The organism is Bradyrhizobium sp. 4 (assembly GCF_023100905.1).
Lineage (GTDB): Bacteria > Pseudomonadota > Alphaproteobacteria > Rhizobiales > Xanthobacteraceae > Bradyrhizobium.
Map to the genome: position 1 here is coordinate 2,136,670 of NZ_CP064686.1, position 18,853 is coordinate 2,155,522.

Consider the following 18,853-nt stretch of genomic DNA (forward strand, 5'->3'; position numbering starts at 1 on the left):
GTTGAACGATGATGGGGCGTGCCTTCTGAATGGATTTGCCGACGCCAACCGTAGGCAGGAAGCCTCGGCCCGATTGGCTAGGGAAATGGGAGGCGAAGCATTTCTTGTCTTCTTGAAAGATGAGGAAACCGGCAGTTTTGCGCCAGCTCAGGGATTTCATCAGCGTCTGCCTGGCGGCCCGTCTTGGCGCTCATTTTTAAACCAGGCGTCGCGCTGCTGCGAGTTCTCTGGAGAGGTGGCGTTTCCTGGTCCAAACACACTCGTTCCCGCAGTGTCTCGTGCAGACCCTACGGCAATTTTGATGTTTGTCGGCAGGAATTTGTGTGTCCGTTGGAATGAAATAGAGCCGGGACTTCCGCTACTAATCGAGTTACTTAAAACCGAGGCAAGGGTTCATATAGCGCTGGCACGCGAGCGTTCCGCCAGGGAGGCGGCGACTCATGCGACGCATCTCGCAAAAGCGCTTGATGGCGCGCGTAAAAGTGTATCGGCGACATCCCTGAGACTGCAGCAGCTGAATGCCACCCTTGAACAGCGTGTAGCGGAAGAAATTGCGCGTCGGAATGAGGCGGAAGCAGCGCTGCGTCAGGCGCAGAAGCTCGAAGCTATCGGTCAGCTTACCGGCGGGGTTGCACATGACTTTAACAACTTGCTCACCGTGATAATGGGAGGCCTTGAGACGATCGGCCGGCAAATTGCAAGTATATCCGATGCACCACAGCTTGCGCGGATCATGCGTGCCCAAGCAATGGCGCATCACGCATCCCAGCGAGCGGCGACGCTTACCGCGCGATTGTTGGCATTTTCGCGCCGCCAACCGCTCGATCCAAGGTCAATTGATGTCGATCGCTTGCTCGCGGGAATGACGGAATTGCTTAACAGCACATTGGGAGAACGGGTCCGGCTTGAAATCGTAGGCAACGCCGGTTTGTGGAGCGCCTTGGCTGACGCGTCTGAGCTGGAACATGCGATCCTTAATCTTGCTGTCAATGCCCGAGATGCAATGCCCGGCGGCGGACGACTTACAATCGAGACCGGCAATACATGGTTGGACGATGAGTATGTTACTGCACTGCCAGAACCCGTCCCTTCCGGCCAATACGTTTTGGTGGCCGTTACAGACACTGGAAGCGGAATGGATAAGTCTACCGTAGACCGCGTATTCGAGCCATTCTTCACCACAAAAGAGGTCGGCAAAGGCACCGGCCTGGGCTTGAGCCAAGTCTACGGTTTCGTGCGACAAACGGGTGGGCACATCAGGATTTATAGCGAATTAGGTCATGGCACGACAGTCAAAATCTATCTTCCTCGATCCCAAACGGGCCCCGACGAGCAGGTAAATCGCATCCCGCCGACTGCGACAATGTTACGGGGGAATGAGGCTATCTTAGTTGTGGAAGATCATGACGATTTGCGTGCCTATTCATCCGGAGTTCTCCGTGAACTCGGATATCAAGTCTTTGAAGCGGCGGACGCAGCATCGGCAATCGGCTTTCTTGAATCGTCTCGGACCATCGATTTACTTTTCACCGATGTGGTGCTGCCGGATAATCTTCACGGAAAAAATATCGCAGATCACGCTAGAAGGCTGCATCCGACGATCAAGGTGTTGTTCACTACGGGTTACACGCGCAATGCGATAGTCCACAACGGCCGCCTTGATGCGGGGGTCAACTTGTTGAGCAAGCCGTTTACGTTTCGCGCGCTGGCCGAGAAAGTACGGAAAATTCTCGATGAGACATGACGCTAAGGCGGGCACGTACTGACTACTGCTGATGGGGACTGACCAGAAAGAGCGAGGCCGGTACGGTCCGTGTCAGCACGATTGCGTCTAGCGTCAGGAGTTCGTCTGCAGTATCTGTTTCGCTGCCAACCCCGGACCCGGACACTCGGCATGACAAAAACACGTCGTGTTTTGCTCGGGACAAAAAGCCTCAAGAGCAGCCGGTAGATAAGTATCGCGCGGCAGCTCCCAGCTCAAACGAAATAGGCGGATTCGGCCTCGAAGAAGTAGGTAAAGTCCCGGAGCCCGAGCGTAAACAACGCGATCCTTTGGCCGCGGCGATACCGTCTACGACCCCTGGCATTATGTGCCGGTGCTCGCCCGCAAACCCGGCGCCTTGCGCAACGGTGCTCCCTTCAATGCCTGGGTGCTGCCGGCCGCGATCGAGCGGATCCGGCGCAAGCTCGCCAGCACCGATGATGGCAATCGGCAGATGGTCGACATCCTCAACGCGGTCCTGACTGACGGTCTGCCCGCGGTAGAGGCGGCTTCTGCCGAAGCGCTTAGTCACGCCGTCCATTCCGCCGATGTCGTGCTCAACATTCTGGCCCGTCAACGCGAACCCGCTCCACCGGCCAACATCATGACGCCGGCCGCACTGACGCTTCGTCATGCGCCGATCGCCGATTGTGCCCGTTACGACAACCTGCGGAGGACCATCTGATGGAACGAACCCAAATCTTCGATCTTATGGGCGAACTCAAGCTCTACGGCATGAAGGCCGCCTTCGACGAGATCATGACAACTGCCGTCAAGCGCCTGCACGAACCTCAGCGCATTGTCGGCGACCTGCTCAACGCCGAGATCAACGAGAAGCAAGCCAGGTCGATCAAATACCAGCTCACCATTGCCAAGCTGCCGCTCGCCAAGGACATCGCCGACTTCCAGTTCGACGGCACGCCGATCAATCAGACTCTCGTCAATGATCTCGCTGGCGGCGGCTTCATCGCCCAACAACGCAACGTCGTGCTGGTTGGCGGCACCGGTACAGGCAAAACACACCTCGCCATTGCCATCGCCAGAAGTTGCATCCGCGATGGCGCCAGAGGACGCTTCTACAACGTCGTCGACCTCGTCAACCGGCTCGAGACCGAGACCCGCAACGGTCGGCAGGGACGGCTCGCCGAGCATCTGACCCGCATGGACTTCATCGTTCTCGACGACTGGGCTATCTGCCGTTCGCGCAATCCGGCGGTCAGCTCCTGTTCCATCTTATCAGCCGGCTCTACGAGCGCACCTCCATCATTGTCACCACCAATCTTGCGTTCGGCGAATGGCCGAGCGTGTTCGGCGATGCCAAAATGACCACCGCGCTACTCGACCGATTGACCCATCACTGCGACATCGTCGAAACCGGCAACGACAGCTGGCGATTCAAAAGCCGCGACGATGTTCAAACAACCCGCGCTCGCGCCGTCTCCGCAACCCCGACCAGCTCCGACGACCCGAGCGCTACCAGCAGAGCACGCCGATCAAAGGGGTCCCTTTCCTTTTGGATGCCGATAGGGGGTCCCAGTCGAACGCCGATTGACACGCCAGACGGCGCTTTTCCGCCAAACAATCGAGGCGGGCCACGGTGAAGTGGTGAGCGGCCTCAGTTGCCTGGGACTCCTCCGCTCCTGGATGTTGATCGAAGTCGCCTGTTGTTTGGCCCGTCTGAGGCCAGCCCGCATTCCTGAGACTTCAGTTCACCGGTGAGTGGGGAGTCAGCGCGATCCGGGCAAACCGACGCGATTGGCGCGAAGAGCACAGGGCGTTGACGCAGTCGCGTTCGCGATCCGTTCTGGTCGCCGAGTTGTACGTATGCTATGCCCCGGTGCTGGCCTGCCGACCTCGACGCCTGTAGCCGCGGACCTAATTCAGCCCTGCAAAATGTTTGCGCCGGATGGAACAGTGAGTAAATTATTGTGTGCATCACAGTAGCGCCCATGAGTGCTGGCATGGCGGAGTATCGCCTCTATCGCTTTGATAAAGAAGGGCACATTCAGGGCCCCCCGTGATCGTCGAGTGCGAAGACGATGACGCTGCCGTTGTCCAAGCCAAGCAATATGTGGACGGCGTCGCAATACAGGTGTGGGACCGCGCCCGTCGAGTAGCCATACTGCCCTCCGTAGATTGAGGCCACCTCAGTTTGCGGGCCGCTTTTTCTGAGATTAGGGGGTGACTTTGCGGCCCTCCGCGGAACCAAATGGCGCGCCATGCGTTTTGGTGGGTTCGGCGGGCCTCAGGGGCGTCCGCCCATGTTCATTTCAATAGGCGAGGCCCGCCTCGGGCCGTCGCTCCTCTCGCCCCCGAGAGCCGAGCGCCTCATGTCAAACGTCGAAGAATTCCCGTTTTCCGCGCGCCAAAGGCCCACGGAGTTCGAGGCGCTGGTCGCGGCCGGCCACGCCGCGCTCGATGCCATTCCCGGCGCTGTTTATCTTTGTGACGCGGACGGATTGCTCGTCGCCTACAACACCGAGGCCGTGGAATCTTGGGGGCGAACACCTGACCCTGCCAAGCAGGAGCGCTTCTGCGGTTCGCATCAGCTCTACCTGGTCGATGGAACTCCGCTTGCCCATGCCGACTGTCCCATGGCCGCAGCGGTTCGTGTGGGAACGCCCACACGCAATGCCGAAGTGATAATGGCACGGCCGGATGGCTCCCGCTTTTCGGCCCTGGTCAACATCCGGGCGTTGCGCGATCATTCTGGCTGCATCCAAGGTGCCATCAATTGCTTTCAGGACATCACCGGACGCAAGCAGGTGGAGGAGGAAGTCCGCCGGAAGACGCAGGATCTTGAGGATTTTTTCGACAACAGCGCTGTTGGTCTCCATATTGTCAGCGGAGAGGGGATTATCCTTCGCGCAAATAAAGCCGAATTGGATCTGCTTGGTTACGCGCCCGAGGAGTACATCGGCCGCCACGTCGCCGAGTTTCATGCCGACGCGCCGGTGATCGGCCATATCCTTCAGCGCCTTTCATGCGGCGAGCCGCTCGATCGTTTTCCTGCGCGGCTGCGGGCGCGTGACGGCTCCATCAAGCATGTGCTGATTACGTCGAATAGCCGCATTGTCGAGGGCAAGTTCGTCAACACGCGCTGCTTCACCACAGATGTCACCGAACTCCGTATTGCCGAAGAGGCACGGAACGCTAGCGAAGCCAGGCTCGCAGCAACTTATGAGGCCGCCAGCGTCGGCATTGCTGAGACTGATCAGAGCGGGCGCTTCTTGCGGGTGAACGATTCCCTCGGCCGCATCACCGCCCGGGCGCGCGACGAGCTGTTGCGGATGACCTTCATCGACTACACCCATCCCGATGACCAGACCGAGGATGCCGAACTATACGCGCGTCAAGTCCGCGGCGACATCGACAACTACACGGTTCGCAAGCGTGCATTGCGGCCCGACGGATCAGTGCGCTATCTCGACATTTTCAGTTCGTCGGTGCGGGATTCGGCAGGCCGCTTCCTTTACGGCGTGCGCGTCGTCCAAGATGTCACTACCACCAAGCAGCTGGAGGACCGTCTGCGCGAGGGCGAGCAGCGCATGCGTGATCTCCTTGAGGCGTTGCCGGCAGCCATCTACACGACGGATGCCGAGGGGCGCATCAACTTCTTCAATCGAGCCGCGGTCGAGATGGCGGGCAGAACGCCGCAGCCGGGCGACGAGTGGTGTGTGACCTGGAAGCTCTATTGGCCCGACGGCTCGCCGTTGCCGCACAACGAATGCCCAATGGCCGTCGCGCTGCGCGAAAACCGGCCGGTCCGCGGTGCCGAAGCGGTGGCGGAACGTCCAGACGGCAGACGCGTGCCGTTCATTCCTTATCCGACGCCCCTGCGAGACGTCGCGGGCAATCTGGTCGGCGCCATCAACATGCTGGTCGATATCAGCGAGCGCAAGCGCGCCGAGAATGCCCAAAAGGTCCTTATCGACGAGCTCAATCATCGTGTGAAGAACACTCTGGCCACCGTGCAGTCGCTCGCGAACCAGACGGCGCGCCACGCGGCCGACCTGCAGGAATTTCTGCCGACGTTCACTGGACGGTTGCTTGCACTGGCCCGCGCGCACGACCTGCTCACCAGGCGAAACTGGCAGGACGCACCTTTCGGACAGTTGGTCCATGATATCGTGGCTCCAGTGTCAGCCGGACGGGTTTTGGCAGAAGGGCCTCACGTCGATCTGGACGCGCGCACCGCACTGAGCATCACCATGGTGCTGAACGAGCTTCTGACCAACGCCGCAAAGTACGGCGCACTCTCGGTGCCCGATGGGACTGTGGCGTTCAGTTGGCGGGTTGGCCCGAACGAAGTGTCGCAAAATGCGGTGGAATGCGAGTGGCGCGAACGCGGCGGGCCCCCGGTTTCGCCACCCAAGCGGCGTGGCTTCGGCACGCGACTGATGGAGCGTTGCTTAGAGCATGACCTCGCGGGCGAGTTCGATCTGGTGTTCGAGCCGGAGGGCACCCGCTGCCGTATGGTGTTTCCCGTTGTGCTTGCATCGTCCAATGGTTGAGCTGTCTGGCGCCAGGGTTCTGCTGGTCGAAGATGAGGGCTTGGTGGCCCTCATGATTGAAGACATGCTCGAGGAGCTGGGGTTGAAGGTGGTTGCCTCGGCCGCCCACGTGCCAAAGGCGTGCGAACTTGCCTCCAGGGCGTCGTTCGATCTGGCGCTGCTTGACGTGAACCTGGCAGGTGAACGTGTCTTCCCGGTAGCGCGCATCTTGCGCGACCGGAAAATCCCTTTCCTGTTCAGCACCGGTTATGGCGGACCGCCGCTTGAGGAGGAGTTCAGGCATGCGCCCGCAATCGGCAAGCCGTTCTCTATCGAGCAATTAAAGGAGCAACTGCAGATTATTCTGGCGCTCCCGTAGAAGCGCGGCTATGTGCGCCGTCGTGGCCAGAGCAGAAATCAGCGCCTCAGAACGGACTGCCGCCTTTGACCCGGAATAGACGTCGCGAAGCCGGTGAACCGCGTGCTTGTTGCGATGCATCAATGGGACCGCCCAGGGCGAGTTCATCAGATGTTCTTTCTTCAGGTTGAAGGCCGGGTAAAAATCGCCGTGTGCCATTCGCCTTTGTTGGCTAGGGTGGACGGACTGCGGCCAGATCTCCAGATCTAATGAATATTCCAATGGTTTAGAAGCCGTTTCAGCCCGCCGATTTCGAAGCAGCGCCCGTCGCAAGCGCGTTCAAATACGAGTGGTTGCAGAAATAGAAATCAACTCGTGGCTTCGAGAGCAAAGTCAGAGAACGGGTTCAAATATCGACGGGGTCGGCGGCTGCTTGGCACGACTACCGGCTCGTTGTAGAAAGACCTAAGGTTCCTTGGAGATCATCACGATGCCTGACCTCCGCGAAGGTGTGCCGCTCAGCCGGTCAGTCAAACTGGCCGGTTCCGAACTCACCTGTTCATGCCACGCTTGCGCGTTCTTCAACTCGGCCGATGAAGAGCAGGCGGTGCTGGCACCGTTCGCCAAAGACGGTTTGGCGGCGAATGACCGGCTGGTCCAGATTCTCGACGACAGCCATCGCGAGGAACGCGTTCGACGTTTGAGGACGGAGGGCATAGACGTCGATGCCGCTACTGCCCGTGGGCAGTTAGAGATGCGCCCGTGGGAGGAAGCCTACCTAAGTGGCGGCAAAGGCTTCGACCAAGATGCCATGCTGGCTCTTATTCAGGAGCTGCTCAAGGAAGGCCGCAGCAGCGGCTTTGGTATGACCCGGCTCTGGGCCAACATGGAATGGGCGCTGGAGGACCTTCCGGGTGTCGATCAGATCGTCGAATACGAGACCAGACTCAACCATGTCTTGCCGAAGTACGATGACGTAGTGGTATGCACCTATGACCTCAACAAGTTCAGTGCCGCAACGGTCATGGACATTTTGCGGACCCACCCGCAGGTGATTGTCGGCGGCGCGCTTCAGCAAAATCCATTTTTCGTTCCACCGGACCAGTTCCTGGCTGAGTTGCACGGTCGCAGAAACCAGGTCTGAGGTCACTCCTGGGGGCACGACATTGAACAAGGTCGACCAGGTCGACGACCGCGAGCTGCAGGCTTTGCGCCGCGCACTTAGCGATATGGCGGCGCTCTCTTCGCTTCCAGCAATGTGGGTCAATGCGGATGAGGAACGAATAGGCGCCAGCCTCGCCGATGCTCTCATGCGGGTGCTTGATTTAAACGGCGTGCGCGTCTCTTTTGCCACTGAGCCGGGCAAAACCCTGGAAGTCAATCGGCTGCCGGACAATGGGTTAGCGGAGCTCCTGCAGGCCACCTTTCCCGCGCCAGGCGCGGGGGCGTCCTGCGATCTTGGCCCCCACGGCGGGCTCCGCGCATTCTGCACCGCTATCGGGCTAACCGGCGCCGGCCGCCTAGACGCAGTGTCGGCGCGGCGAAGCTTTCCAAGCCAGGCGGAGCACTTGGCGCTCACGATGGCCGCCAATCAGGTCGCGATCGCATTGCAGAGGGCACGCGCAGAACGCGCGCTTCGGACGGAGACCGACGCGCTCAACCGCGAGCGTCACGCAGTGAACGTTCTTAACCGCAAGCTCGGAAGCGAACGGGACAAACTGCAGCGGCTATTCGAGCAGGCTCCTGGTTTCATGGCGGTCATGCGGGGTCCCGAGCACATTTTCGAACTTTGCAATCAGAGCTACTTTCGCCTGATCGGGGATCGCGACATCCTGGGTCGGCCCGTTCGCAGCGCGTTCCCCGAATTGGAAGGGCAAGGTTTCTTTGAAGCCTTGGACACTGCCTATACGACTGGTGCGCCCTACGTTTCGACTGCGGCAGCCATCGACCTCCAGCGCGAACCAAGCGGCCCGTTAGAGCGCCGCTACCTCGACTTCATCTACCAACCAATTTTCGATGAAAATGGTGAGATAACTGGCATCTTCGCCGAAGGACACGATGTCACCAAGCAGATCCAGGGTCAGGCGCAGCTCGCCTTCAACGAGGAATCCATTCGGCTGGCGACCTCGGCCGCGGACGTCGGAATCTGGGACCTCGACCTTACCTCCGAGCATCTGACCTGGTGCGACCGCACCAAGGCGATGTTTGGAATCTCGCCCGGAATGCCATGTAGCATGGCGGACTTCTATGGTGGGCTGCATCCTGAGGATCTCGAAGCTACCAGCGCTGCTTTTGCTTCCGCCCTCGATCCTCAGCGCCGCGCCACCTACGATGTCGAATACCAGACGATCGGCAAGGAGGATGGGATCACTCGGTGGGTCGCCGCCAAGGGCAAAGGTCTGTTCGAGGGCGAGCGCTGCATTCGCGCGATCGGAACGGCCATAGACATCACGGCGCGGAAAGCAGCCGAGCAGGCCCTTCGCCGGACGGAGAATGAACTGCGGGCGGAAACCCGAGCGCTTCAGATCCTCAATCGCGCCGGCGCGCTGGTTGCGGCGAATCTCGATTTGGCCGAGGTCGTTCAGACCGTAACAGACGCCGGCGTTGAACTCACCGGAGCTAGCTTCGGCGCCTTCTTCTACAATGTTCTCAACGAAACTGGTGAAAGCTATACGCTCTACACCCTATCCGGCGCGCCGAGAGAGGCCTTTTCCAAGTTCCCGATGCCGCGCAACACGGCCATCTTCGCGCCGACCTTTAACGGCGAAGGAACGGTGCGATCGGACGACATTTTGAAGGACCCCCGCTACGGCCATAACGCGCCCCGCAAAGGCATGCCAGATGGTCATTTGCCTGTGAGGAGCTATCTCGCCGTTCCCGTTCGCTCGCGTTCCGGCGAGGTGCTGGGGGGGCTGTTTTTCGGTCATCCTGAGCCGGGCGTCTTTAACGCCCGCTCTGAAGAACTCATGACCGGCCTCGCCGGCCAAGCAAGCGTTGCCATCGATAATGCCCGGCTGTTCCAAGCCTCACAGAGAGAGATAGCGCAGCGAAAATCGGCTGAGGAGATGTTGCAGCAGCTGAACGCGACACTTGAAGAACGGGTTGCTGAAGAGATGGCGCAACGCGGAAAAGCCGAAGACGCCCTTCGTCAGGCGCAAAAGATGGAAGCGGTCGGTCAACTCACTGGCGGCGTCGCTCACGACTTCAACAATCTCCTCACTATCATAATCGGCGGCCTGGATACGATTCGGCGCAGTAAGCCTGGCGATGAAGCCCGCGTTCGCCGCGCTGCAGAAATGTCATTGCAGGGGGCACAACGCGCAGCGAGCCTCACGGCCCGGCTACTAGCTTTTTCGAGACGCCAGCCACTGACCCCGCAACCTTCCGATCTCAACTTGATCATTCGCAATATGACGGATCTGTTTCATCGCACCCTCGGCGAGACCATCGAACTTGAAGGAGTGCTCGCCCCGCGGCTGTGGACCGTCGATGTGGATCCAAACCAGGTCGAGAGCGCGATCCTGAACCTTGGCATCAATTCCCGAGACGCGATGCCACAGGGCGGGCGGCTAACGATTGAGACAGCCAATGTTTTCCTTAACGAGCAATACGCCGCCACCGAGGCGGAAGTGGTCCCGGGTCAATATGTCATGGTGTCGGTGAGCGATACTGGCAGCGGCATGGATAGAGAGACGTTGGGCCGGGTGTTCGAGCCCTTCTTCACCACCAAGGAGGTCGGCAAGGGTACCGGCCTTGGTCTCTCCATGGTCTATGGCTTTGTCAAACAGTCGGGCGGCCACGTCGCGATCTACAGCGAACCCGGTACGGGCACGAGCGTCAAAATGTACTTCCCCCGCTATCGGGGCGAGGCTGAGTCGGGCACAGAAAGTCAAGCGGCTCTCGCGCCACGCGGCCATTCGGAGGAGGTGATCCTAGTCGTCGAGGACAACGACGACGTGCGCGCCTATAGCGTCTCGGTGCTAGCTGAGATGGGTTATAGCGTGCTGGAAGCCCAAGATCCGGAGGCCGCTCTCAGCATCCTGCGAAGGGCGGACCGGATAGATCTACTGTTTACCGATGTCGTCCTGCCCGGGAGAAGCGGGCGGGAGCTGGCGGACTTGGCTGGGCAGCTGAGACCCGGTCTCAAGGTGCTGTTCACGACAGGCTATTCTCGTAATGCTATCGTTCACCATGGTCGTCTCGACGCTGGGGTACAACTCATCAGCAAACCGTTCACGTTCGAAGGTCTGGCGGCTCGCGTCCGGGATGTCTTGGATGCTGGATGAGGTAGAGCGCGAGTCGAGACGAATGGGCCGACATCTCACATGCAGCGCGCTGGTGACCGTTCCTGGCCCGTCCGGACCAACCGCGCTGGGTTTTAGTGTGTCCGCTGTTCGGGATGGACCGGAAGTGACAGGTAGAGGTGTGCACCGACGCGTTTGACTCAAAGCGGCTCCCGCTTTCAGGGAGACGTCCTCCTATGGCGGAATTTGCATAGACGAGGCCGGACATTATTGGCGAATGTGCCTCGTTGTCGCCCTTAAACCAAACACCAGGAGGAAAAGAGATGCCCATCTCCATTTCAATGATCGTCCTCGGCTCGCAGCTGGTCATGCCGGTCGCTGACGGTGTGCCGAAATTCGATGTCGCGCGGAGCTGCAAGCTTGATATCGCTGCCGCCGCCGGAATGTCTGTCGGCCAGCCGCTAAAGAACTGCATCAGTGACGAACAGAAGGCTAAGCAACAGCTCGTCAGCGGGTGGTCAAAATTCCCTGCGGCCAGCCGGGCCAGCTGTGTGCCGCAAGAGAGCATCGGTGGGACGCCGAGTTACGTCAGCTTGCTGACCTGCCTCCAAATGGGGCAGTGGCAGCGGTAGCGGTAGCAAGCTCAGCCGTAGTGATCATACTCGCTTAGCGCAATCCGGACTTCACGCGCGAAGTCGACTAGCGCGACTGTAAACGCGGCGAGCGAAACAACAAAGAAGAGGGCCACGCCGCGTTCGTGCTGCAGCTGAAAGAACGCCGTTACAAAAGCGACGATCACGAGAAGCGTCACTGAGATACTTGCGATCACGGCCCAGAAGATCGCCCGATTCATCATCGCCGCGCGCTGCATCAGACGTGGCAGATCGGCCTTGAGCCGGGATCGGATTGTGTCGTCATCGGGAATGCCATTGAGGATCACCGTCCGGTCAACGATCCGGTTCAGGCGGGAGATCAGGATAGCGATGAAGGCGCCCAGTGCGCCCAGCAGGAAGGCGGGGGCCGCTGACTGTGATATGACGTGAGATAGCTGGGTTACGGAAGGTGTATCTGTCAACATTAGGCGGACACCCCGTTCATGGACAGGCCCGGGCGAATAGGCCCCCGACTTACTCCCGTCACGTAACGCACCATCCACGGGTCGACTATGCAAAATCGGCGCGGTCTGCATTGAGCCTTGGATCGGTGGGTAAATATACAGCGGCGCACGTCGATGATGGTCGGATATCGCATAGGCGGATGACTAGGCCGCCTCGTATAGCTACTCGCGGACATCGGCCCGAGCGGGGTCATCTGTAAAGCCAGCGCTGTGAGCCTCCCAGGGAGTGATCCATCATGCTCAGCTACCATTTCCTCCGCGTAATGAGCCTTGCCGCCACGATACTTCTTGCTCCCGCGTTTGCGTCGGCCCAGCAGCCGCCACCGGGCGTCCAGGCGGGGATGTTGACCTGTAACCTTGCTCCGAGCATTGGACTAATTATTGCGGAAAGCCAGCGGATGAGTTGTAGGTATGTGCCCAACGGGGGATATCCGCCTCAGGACTACAATGGCGCGATGAATACGGTCGGGCTCGAACTCGGAATCAGCGCAGGTGGAGTGATGGCATGGGGCGTGTTTGCTCCTAGCCAAGGAGCGCCGATCGGGGCGTTGGCTGGTGAGTATGTGGGGGCCAGTGGCGACATTACCGTGGGGGTAGGTATCGGAGCCAACGTCCTATTTGGCGGCTCTAATCGAACGATTGCTTTGCAACCGTTGTCGGTGGAGGGGCAGGCGGGTTTGAACGTATCGCTGGGGGTCTCGGGGCTCACGCTGGCTTTGGCGCCTTGAAGCCGATGGCGAGTCCAGCGATCAACCTGTGGCCGCGATGGCTCAGGGCATCGATTGTCGGAGCAGCGACAGCCGCGGCGATCGGCGGTGGATGGTTCGCGTATCGCTATTTCGCCAAGCCCGTTGTGCTTACGGTGGCCGCCGGGTCGGCGGATGGCGAGGCGCTGGCGCTGATCTCGGCGATCTCCGCGCGCCTGACGGCATCGAACTCGCATGTTCGGTTGAAGGTCAGCGATGCCGCTACATCGGCAAGGGCTGCCGAAATGCTGGCTGGGCAGAAGGTGGACCTCGCCGTTGTCCGCGGCGACACAAGCGGTTTGGCTGACGCAAGAAGCGTGTTGCTCCTGACCCACGGCGTGGTCTTGATGATGGCCCCATCGGCTGCAAGCGCCGACAGTCTGGGCGATCTCCGCAACACGGCTATCGGCGTCGTCGGCGGAGCGATCAACCGGCCGGTAGTCGAGGCGCTGAAGCAGGTCTATCAATTCGACGGCGCCAGGGTCAGTTTTCAAGATGTTAGCCTCAACGACGCCGCAGGTGCGCTCGCGTCGGGAAAAGTTCACGCCTTGCTGACGGTTATTCCGCTGACGGAAGGATACCTCGCGAAGGCGAGGCAATTGTTTCAGCAGGAGCGCGCCAAGGGATCGGCCGCAAAGCTGATCGAGATCGAAGCGGCCGGCGCGGTCGCCAACGTTGCGCAGTACTACGAGAGCTATGACATCCCGAAGGGCACCTTACGGGGCGCACCTCCGATCCCTTCCGATGACCTGACGTCGTTGCGAGTTTCCTACTTTCTCGTCGCCAACAAGTCAGTCAATGCCGATGCGATCACCGATCTGACGCAGTCGCTGGTCGATGCGAAACGGGACCTACTGTCGCAATTTCCAATATTGGGCCAAGCCGCAGCACCGAGCACGGATGCGGACGCGCTGATTCCGATCCATCCGGGCGCCGCAACCTATTACAACGGCAGCCAGCAGAGTTTTCTCGATAAGTATGATGACAAGCTCTATTACGCTTCGCTGCTGCTGGGCACGCTGATCTCCATCCTCGTGGCGGCCTGGCGCTTCGCCCGATCCGGCACCGGGTCCGAGAGCATGCTGGAGCCCCTCTACGAGCTTGGCAACGAGATCAGGAATGCGAAAAGCGACGCCGAACTCGAGGATATCGAAAAACGTATCGACGATATCCTGAAGAAGGAGCTTACGAAGAACGCCGGCGAAAATGCCGACAGCGCCGAGATGGCTGCGCTGGGACTTGCGGCCCACAGGCTACACTATCTGATGAGCCACCGTCGGATGCTGGTCCGTTCGACGGCGGTCTCCCCGACAGGGGCCACCCAACAGTAATATCGGTCTATCGCGTCACTTCACGATCCGGTGCTTCGTCGCCGTCACGGTGCTGGTCGGCGCCATCGGCGAGACCGAAAACGTCAGCCAAGTATTCCAGCCTGATGGCCGGTTCTCCGCCGCGAACTCACCGTAGGCTTTCAGGTTCAGGTATCCTTGCATGTCGCCGACGGGAAACAGGATCCCGGCTTGGGGGCCGATACCAAGTACGCGCGATCGAAAACCTCCGAGGATCGGATGCTGGCCGAAATCGTCGGTGATCTGCTGGTACCCATATCCGACAAGCCCGACGAAAAACTGCTTAGAGAGAAATTGCGACATTCCCCAATCGACATGGAAGTCGACACCGTTCTGGTAGTTAGTGGCGTCGTTTTTCAGATTGTAGGTAAAGCCCGCGACTGCCGAAAGCTCCTGGCCCGCCGCCGGGTTAAAATAGGTATAGCCGCCGCCGGCATCGATGGCGGCATGGCCGATGCCGAGATTGGCAAGGCGGGTTGAGCTGTAGGCACCGACGGGGATGTCACCCGTCAGATAGGTCATGTAATTGTGCACGCCGGCATTCCACTTCAGCGTTGCCTGCGGATACAGGTCGCCCACCGACGTGATTGAATCCTCGATGAAGCCGGTTCGGGGTACCGCGAGCGGGCCGACGGCTGCCGTCAGCGTGCCGTCGACACTGGCGCTCGAGCGTCCGAACAGGCCGGTGACGCCTATCGCCAGCTGTCCGCCGAGCACCGGCGTTCCGAAGGTATAGGTCGGATTGAGCAGAATGAGGTCGCCCTGCGCATTCAGATTTGCGTTCAGACTGACAGCGACGTTGGCTGGGATCCTGCCGATCTGAATTTGCCTGGCCGCAGCCACCGCCCCAGAAGCCTCGACAGTGGTGTGATAGTAGACCGCAGCCATCGACCAGCCAGGTACGGCGGGAGCGGCTGCGAGGCTGCCAAACCGGCCAGGCAGCCAGTACGAAACGCCGCCTTCGTCGGCGCGGGACACGCTCGGAAGGGCAGCCAGCAGTGCTATCACTATGGCTGCGCTGGTATTCCACGGACGCAAGCTTGGGGTTTGCTGAGATTGTTCGCGCGTCATCTATTTGCCCCTCAAAGTCAACTTCGGGTCAGCGTAGCGAGAAAACCATATGGCGCGGCTATGCAGATTCGACGCGGTGCAGAGTTTCGTCGTCGTTGTTGCCGGAATGCCACTTCGGATACGCTAGTTGAATGCGGGGTGTCCCACTACTACGGGCCGATATCGTCGCGGTGATGGAGAGTCTCTCGGCGCTTGAGGCGACTTACTGGCTTCGGCCTGAGACGTCCGCTGCAGAGTCTCCGAAGGGCTTTCTCCAAAAATGCGGCGATATTCAACCGAGAACCGGCCCAATTCTGCAAAACCATAGCGGGTCGCAACCTGTGTAACAGTCGTGAGGTTGCTGTCAGAGGACAATAGTGCGCGCCTTGCCTGCAACAGCCTCTGCATGCGCAGATGACGACAAGGGGGCACACCGTAGATATTGTGGAATGCCTTGCGCAGCGTGCGCTCGCTGACGGCGAGGGCGCCGCAGAGAGCCGAAATGGCCAGCGGTGAATCCAGCTCTGCAAGAGCGATCGCCTCGGCTTCGACCACGAGATCGTGCCAGGTTCTGGTCGTCCATCCGCTGGAAACGTCTGTAAGAGGTGATGGCAAATAGCGATTTGTCATCTAATGCCCCGGATTCTGTGATCGCGGTGAAAGCGCCGGACCTCAGGGGCAACTCAGCATCATGAGCGACAGTGCGCTACTGTACCTGAGGGCAAAACCTTTAGTTGATCGGCCTTCAGCGAGGCGCGGCCGGGGCCCTCGCGGCGACGAGCTATGAGGCGCTCTCGACGTCGGGCAAGGGCCGGGGCGCCAGGATTCCTGTTCGCTCCGCCACCGAGACTGCCTCCGCAAAAGAACCGACTTCAAGCTTCTGCATGATCATTTGTCGATGGTACTTGATGGTTCGCTCGGAAGTATCCAGAGAATGCGCAATCTGCTTGTTCATCTTGCCGCGCACCATCAACGCAAAAACTTCGTTCTCGCGGGGAGTTAGTTTCGCGACTAGCGTTTTTAGTGCATCGAGCCGGCCAAGATTCTGCTGAGCTTCGTGAAGGCGTAACAGCGCGCGCTCGATCGCTGCCAACAGCGTCTGCCTGGGAATGGGCTTGGACAGAAAGTCTTCTGCACCCGCCTTGATCGCGCGAACGCTCATAGGAATATCGCCGTGAGCGGTCATGAAGATGATGGGCCAGTGATGCGATAGCTTGGCGAGCTCCTGCTGAAGCTCCAGGCCGCCGATCGTAGGCATTTGCACGTCGAGCAGAAGGCAGCCCGGTTTGGCGTCGTGGATGCTCTGCAAAAAGGCAGCCGCCGAATCAAAGTCGACCACGGCATAGCCCGAAGCCTTCAGCACGCGGCATATCGCGGGGCGAAACGATGCGTCGTCGTCCACGATGTAAACTACGGGCGCGCCCGTCATTCCATTTTCTCGCCCTCGTCGCGGCCCGCCGGCCGAGGCCCGAATAAACTCCGCATGTGATCCGCTGTGTGCACCGAAGCGTCGGCCGAGCCTGCAGTAGAGCAAAACACCGGAGATGCGAGATTAAGCGGTGGCGCCCCGGCGGTCAACGCGGAGCGTGTATGTATGCAATATGCAAGCCGGACCGGCTGGCCCGATATGAATTTGTACAATCCAGAGGGCGTTACAGGTATGCCGTATATGAGCTCACCCAAACCAGAATGGAGGCGAGCATCCCAATAACCCCCGCATTTGGGGCAAATGCAGTTGCGTTTCCGGACATGCCCAGCCTGAGCGACCCGCCGCTCAGTTCATCCGGAATGGAGATCACGGCCGGAAAACCGGACGCGCCGCCAATTGCATTGGTCCGCGCCAACGTCCCCGATGCGGCAATCTGTCCCTGACCTATTCCCTTTGGAATTTCAGTGATTTTGGCGTGATAGATGCGGCCTGGATCATTGTCGAAGACGATATTGACGGGTGTGCCGGCCTTTATGGTCTGAAATCCGTTCTGCGCAAACATCCCGACAATTGTAATTTCATTCTCCACGATGAACGACATGGCTGACCGCAATTGGAAGGCGCGATCGCCCACGGTCAGGGCCACCGCCGTCGCGAAGCCATCGGCAGGAGCGCGGACCGTTGTTTGCGCCAACTCCCAAGTGGCACTCTCCAATTGCGCCTGCAGTTGGGCAACAGTCGGGTTGACCCCCCCGATCTCCGAGTCCAGAGCCAATTTGGCACTTTCCTGGGTTGCCTTGGCGACTTTGAGTTGTGCCCCTACTGTCTCGAACTGCACCTGAGTGTCCTGCTCTTTGAACTCGGTGTTGGATCCGCTGGCATACAGCGTCTGAATGTCTTGGAGGCGCTTCGCATTGTACTTGTATTGGGCGTCGAGGCCGGCAACGTTCGCGCTCGCCTGATCGTAATTTGCTTTCAATATTTGTGTTTGCTGTTTGGCTGCGGCTAACGACGCCTGCAGTTGCGTCACTTTGTATTGGAATGGCGCCGGATCGAGTTGAAACAGAACATCACCTGACTTCACGGCTATGTTCGGCTTCACCGGAATTGCGATCACCTGGCCGGTGACGTTAGGTGTCACTTCGATCACCCGGCCCGCGACGGTGACCTTCCCTGATGGGGTTAAATGATTGAAAAGCGCAAGAAATGTCGCGAGTATGAATGCGCCGATCAGGATCGAAATAGTACCCGATAGCCAGCCCCAGCGGACCAGTTTGAGCTTGGAAAATATCACCCACATCGCGAGCACATAAAGGCACAAGATAATAATCATGGGCGGCCCCTCTCGTTTGTGGCGTCAACCGCTCATTGCCGGATATGCGTCGGGACGCGCTATGCAAAATCGGCTCGTACCGAGCGCTGTTCATTTTCGGATGATCAGCGAATTCTTTGCGCTGCCGGTTTTTGCATAGCCGATCGCCCGAAGCTTCCTCATAGTTGTGGACGAACGTGATCATCCGAGACGTGGTCATCCCATTCACAACAGAAGAGGCAGACATGAAGCGCACAAGGCTGGCACAAATTGCGGGACTGTTGGTGGTTTCGGCATTGATTGGTCCCATTGCGGCCTTCGGACAGACGGCTCCGGCCCCCTTGAAGACAATCGGTGCGGCTTCAGGGCAAGCCAAGTCCGAGCTCGTGCCGTCGCTGTTCGTGCTCAATTCGCGCGGTGCTACCCTGCAGGGCGACGCCCTGACCATGACGGGAGTAACGCCGAACTCCATCATCTTCGCGGACCGGCCGGTGCGCGCCGCAGGTCACCAGCCAACCGCCGACGTAATCGCGGAGTGGGGATCCGGCGACGACAGCTTTGCCAAGAACCCGCCGAACGCGACCGTGTCGGTACTCGGCAAGGACGGCTCGGTGAAGGACGCCGTTGTAGTGCTGAAAAATCCGAAGCTTGAGGGCGACAAGCTCACCTTCAACGTCCAGGTTCTTGAGGGCGATCTGGCCGGGGCCGACGGTGCGGCCGCGCTCTTCATCGATATCATAGGCCGGCCGTTCACGCCGATGTCGTTTGCCGGCGTTGCCCGCCGCACGGCGTTCAGGGGCGCGATGTATGCCGGCGCTGCCGGGGCGGCTGCTTATGGAGCGGCTGCGTACTACCATCCATACGCGTATCCCCGTCCGGCGTGCGGCTACTATCCCTATCCGCCTTGTTATTGAGACCTGCGAAAGGCGGGGAGGCACCGCTTCCCCGTTTGCACGGCGTCTCGATCGGGGAATCGTCAGCGCATTTTTGAAC

At 59.6% G+C, this 18,853-nt stretch carries 14 protein-coding genes and 2 pseudogenes; 11 read left to right on the plus strand and 5 right to left on the minus strand.

Annotated elements, in window-relative coordinates; genetic code table 11:
* Position 1: 1 nt before the first annotated feature.
* The 8 genes and pseudogenes from IVB45_RS09825 to IVB45_RS09860 all read left to right on the plus strand — a co-directional run bounded on the left by IVB45_RS09825 (position 2) and on the right by IVB45_RS09860 (position 11,489).
* Complete coding sequence (locus tag IVB45_RS09825; RefSeq protein ID WP_247356827.1) at positions 2-1,744, plus strand: ATP-binding protein; 1,743 nt, start codon at positions 2-4, stop codon at positions 1,742-1,744.
* A 301-nt stretch (positions 1,745-2,045) separates the two neighbouring features.
* Positions 2,046-2,438: pseudogene (locus IVB45_RS09830) on the plus strand (IS21 family transposase); the annotation flags it as partial.
* A gap of 8 nt (positions 2,439-2,446) precedes the next feature.
* Positions 2,447-3,168, plus strand: a pseudogene (istB, locus tag IVB45_RS09835) (IS21-like element helper ATPase IstB); the annotation flags it as partial.
* A 924-nt stretch (positions 3,169-4,092) separates the two neighbouring features.
* The gene (locus IVB45_RS09840) at positions 4,093-6,276 is read left to right on the plus strand and encodes a PAS domain S-box protein (RefSeq protein ID WP_247356824.1); all 2,184 of its coding nucleotides are present in this window, start codon (positions 4,093-4,095) and stop codon (positions 6,274-6,276) included.
* Complete coding sequence (locus IVB45_RS09845; protein WP_247356822.1) at positions 6,269-6,634, plus strand: response regulator; 366 nt, start codon at positions 6,269-6,271, stop codon at positions 6,632-6,634. Before IVB45_RS09840 ends, IVB45_RS09845 begins: the two co-directional genes overlap by 8 nt.
* Before the next feature lie 469 nt (positions 6,635-7,103).
* The gene (locus tag IVB45_RS09850) at positions 7,104-7,757 is read left to right on the plus strand and encodes an MEDS domain-containing protein (protein ID WP_247356820.1); all 654 of its coding nucleotides are present in this window, start codon (positions 7,104-7,106) and stop codon (positions 7,755-7,757) included.
* Positions 7,758-7,779: 22 nt separating this feature from the next.
* The gene (locus IVB45_RS09855; RefSeq protein WP_247356818.1) at positions 7,780-10,899 is read left to right on the plus strand and encodes a GAF domain-containing protein; all 3,120 of its coding nucleotides are present in this window, start codon (positions 7,780-7,782) and stop codon (positions 10,897-10,899) included.
* Positions 10,900-11,180: 281 nt separating this feature from the next.
* Positions 11,181-11,489, plus strand: coding sequence for a hypothetical protein (locus IVB45_RS09860; protein WP_247356816.1), 309 nt, complete (start codon positions 11,181-11,183; stop codon positions 11,487-11,489).
* An 11-nt stretch (positions 11,490-11,500) separates the two neighbouring features.
* Here the strand turns inward: IVB45_RS09860 and IVB45_RS09865 are convergent, their stop codons facing one another.
* Positions 11,501-11,935 (minus strand): DUF2721 domain-containing protein, encoded by a 435-nt coding sequence (locus IVB45_RS09865; protein WP_247288344.1) that lies wholly within the window; start codon positions 11,933-11,935, stop codon positions 11,501-11,503.
* A gap of 275 nt (positions 11,936-12,210) precedes the next feature.
* Between IVB45_RS09865 and IVB45_RS09870 the strand changes: the two genes are divergently transcribed.
* Both IVB45_RS09870 and IVB45_RS09875 read left to right on the plus strand, forming a co-directional pair.
* On the plus strand, positions 12,211-12,702 hold the full coding sequence (locus tag IVB45_RS09870) for a DUF992 domain-containing protein (protein WP_247356815.1): 492 nt from the start codon (positions 12,211-12,213) through the stop codon (positions 12,700-12,702).
* A 5-nt stretch (positions 12,703-12,707) separates the two neighbouring features.
* Positions 12,708-14,051, plus strand: a complete 1,344-nt coding sequence (locus IVB45_RS09875) for a TAXI family TRAP transporter solute-binding subunit (RefSeq protein ID WP_247356813.1) — start codon at positions 12,708-12,710, stop codon at positions 14,049-14,051.
* 15 nt (positions 14,052-14,066) lie between these two features.
* Here the strand turns inward: IVB45_RS09875 and IVB45_RS09880 are convergent, their stop codons facing one another.
* From IVB45_RS09880 to IVB45_RS09895, 4 genes are all read right to left on the minus strand, one after another.
* Positions 14,067-15,140 carry a transporter gene (locus IVB45_RS09880; RefSeq protein ID WP_247356811.1) on the minus strand — a complete coding sequence of 358 codons (1,074 nt, stop codon included), beginning with the start codon at positions 15,138-15,140 and terminating at the stop codon, positions 14,067-14,069.
* 123 nt (positions 15,141-15,263) lie between these two features.
* Positions 15,264-15,749 carry a helix-turn-helix transcriptional regulator gene (locus tag IVB45_RS09885; protein WP_247356810.1) on the minus strand — a complete coding sequence of 162 codons (486 nt, stop codon included), beginning with the start codon at positions 15,747-15,749 and terminating at the stop codon, positions 15,264-15,266.
* A 151-nt stretch (positions 15,750-15,900) separates the two neighbouring features.
* Positions 15,901-16,548, minus strand: a complete 648-nt coding sequence (locus IVB45_RS09890) for a response regulator (RefSeq protein WP_247356809.1) — start codon at positions 16,546-16,548, stop codon at positions 15,901-15,903.
* 223 nt (positions 16,549-16,771) lie between these two features.
* On the minus strand, positions 16,772-17,881 hold the full coding sequence (locus tag IVB45_RS09895; RefSeq protein ID WP_247356808.1) for an HlyD family secretion protein: 1,110 nt from the start codon (positions 17,879-17,881) through the stop codon (positions 16,772-16,774).
* Positions 17,882-18,105: 224 nt separating this feature from the next.
* Here IVB45_RS09895 and IVB45_RS09900 point away from each other — a divergent pair, with 224 nt between their 5' ends.
* Positions 18,106-18,774: a hypothetical protein gene (locus IVB45_RS09900; RefSeq protein ID WP_247288353.1), complete on the plus strand. Its 669-nt coding sequence runs from the start codon at positions 18,106-18,108 to the stop codon at positions 18,772-18,774.
* Positions 18,775-18,853: the final 79 nt, after the last annotated feature.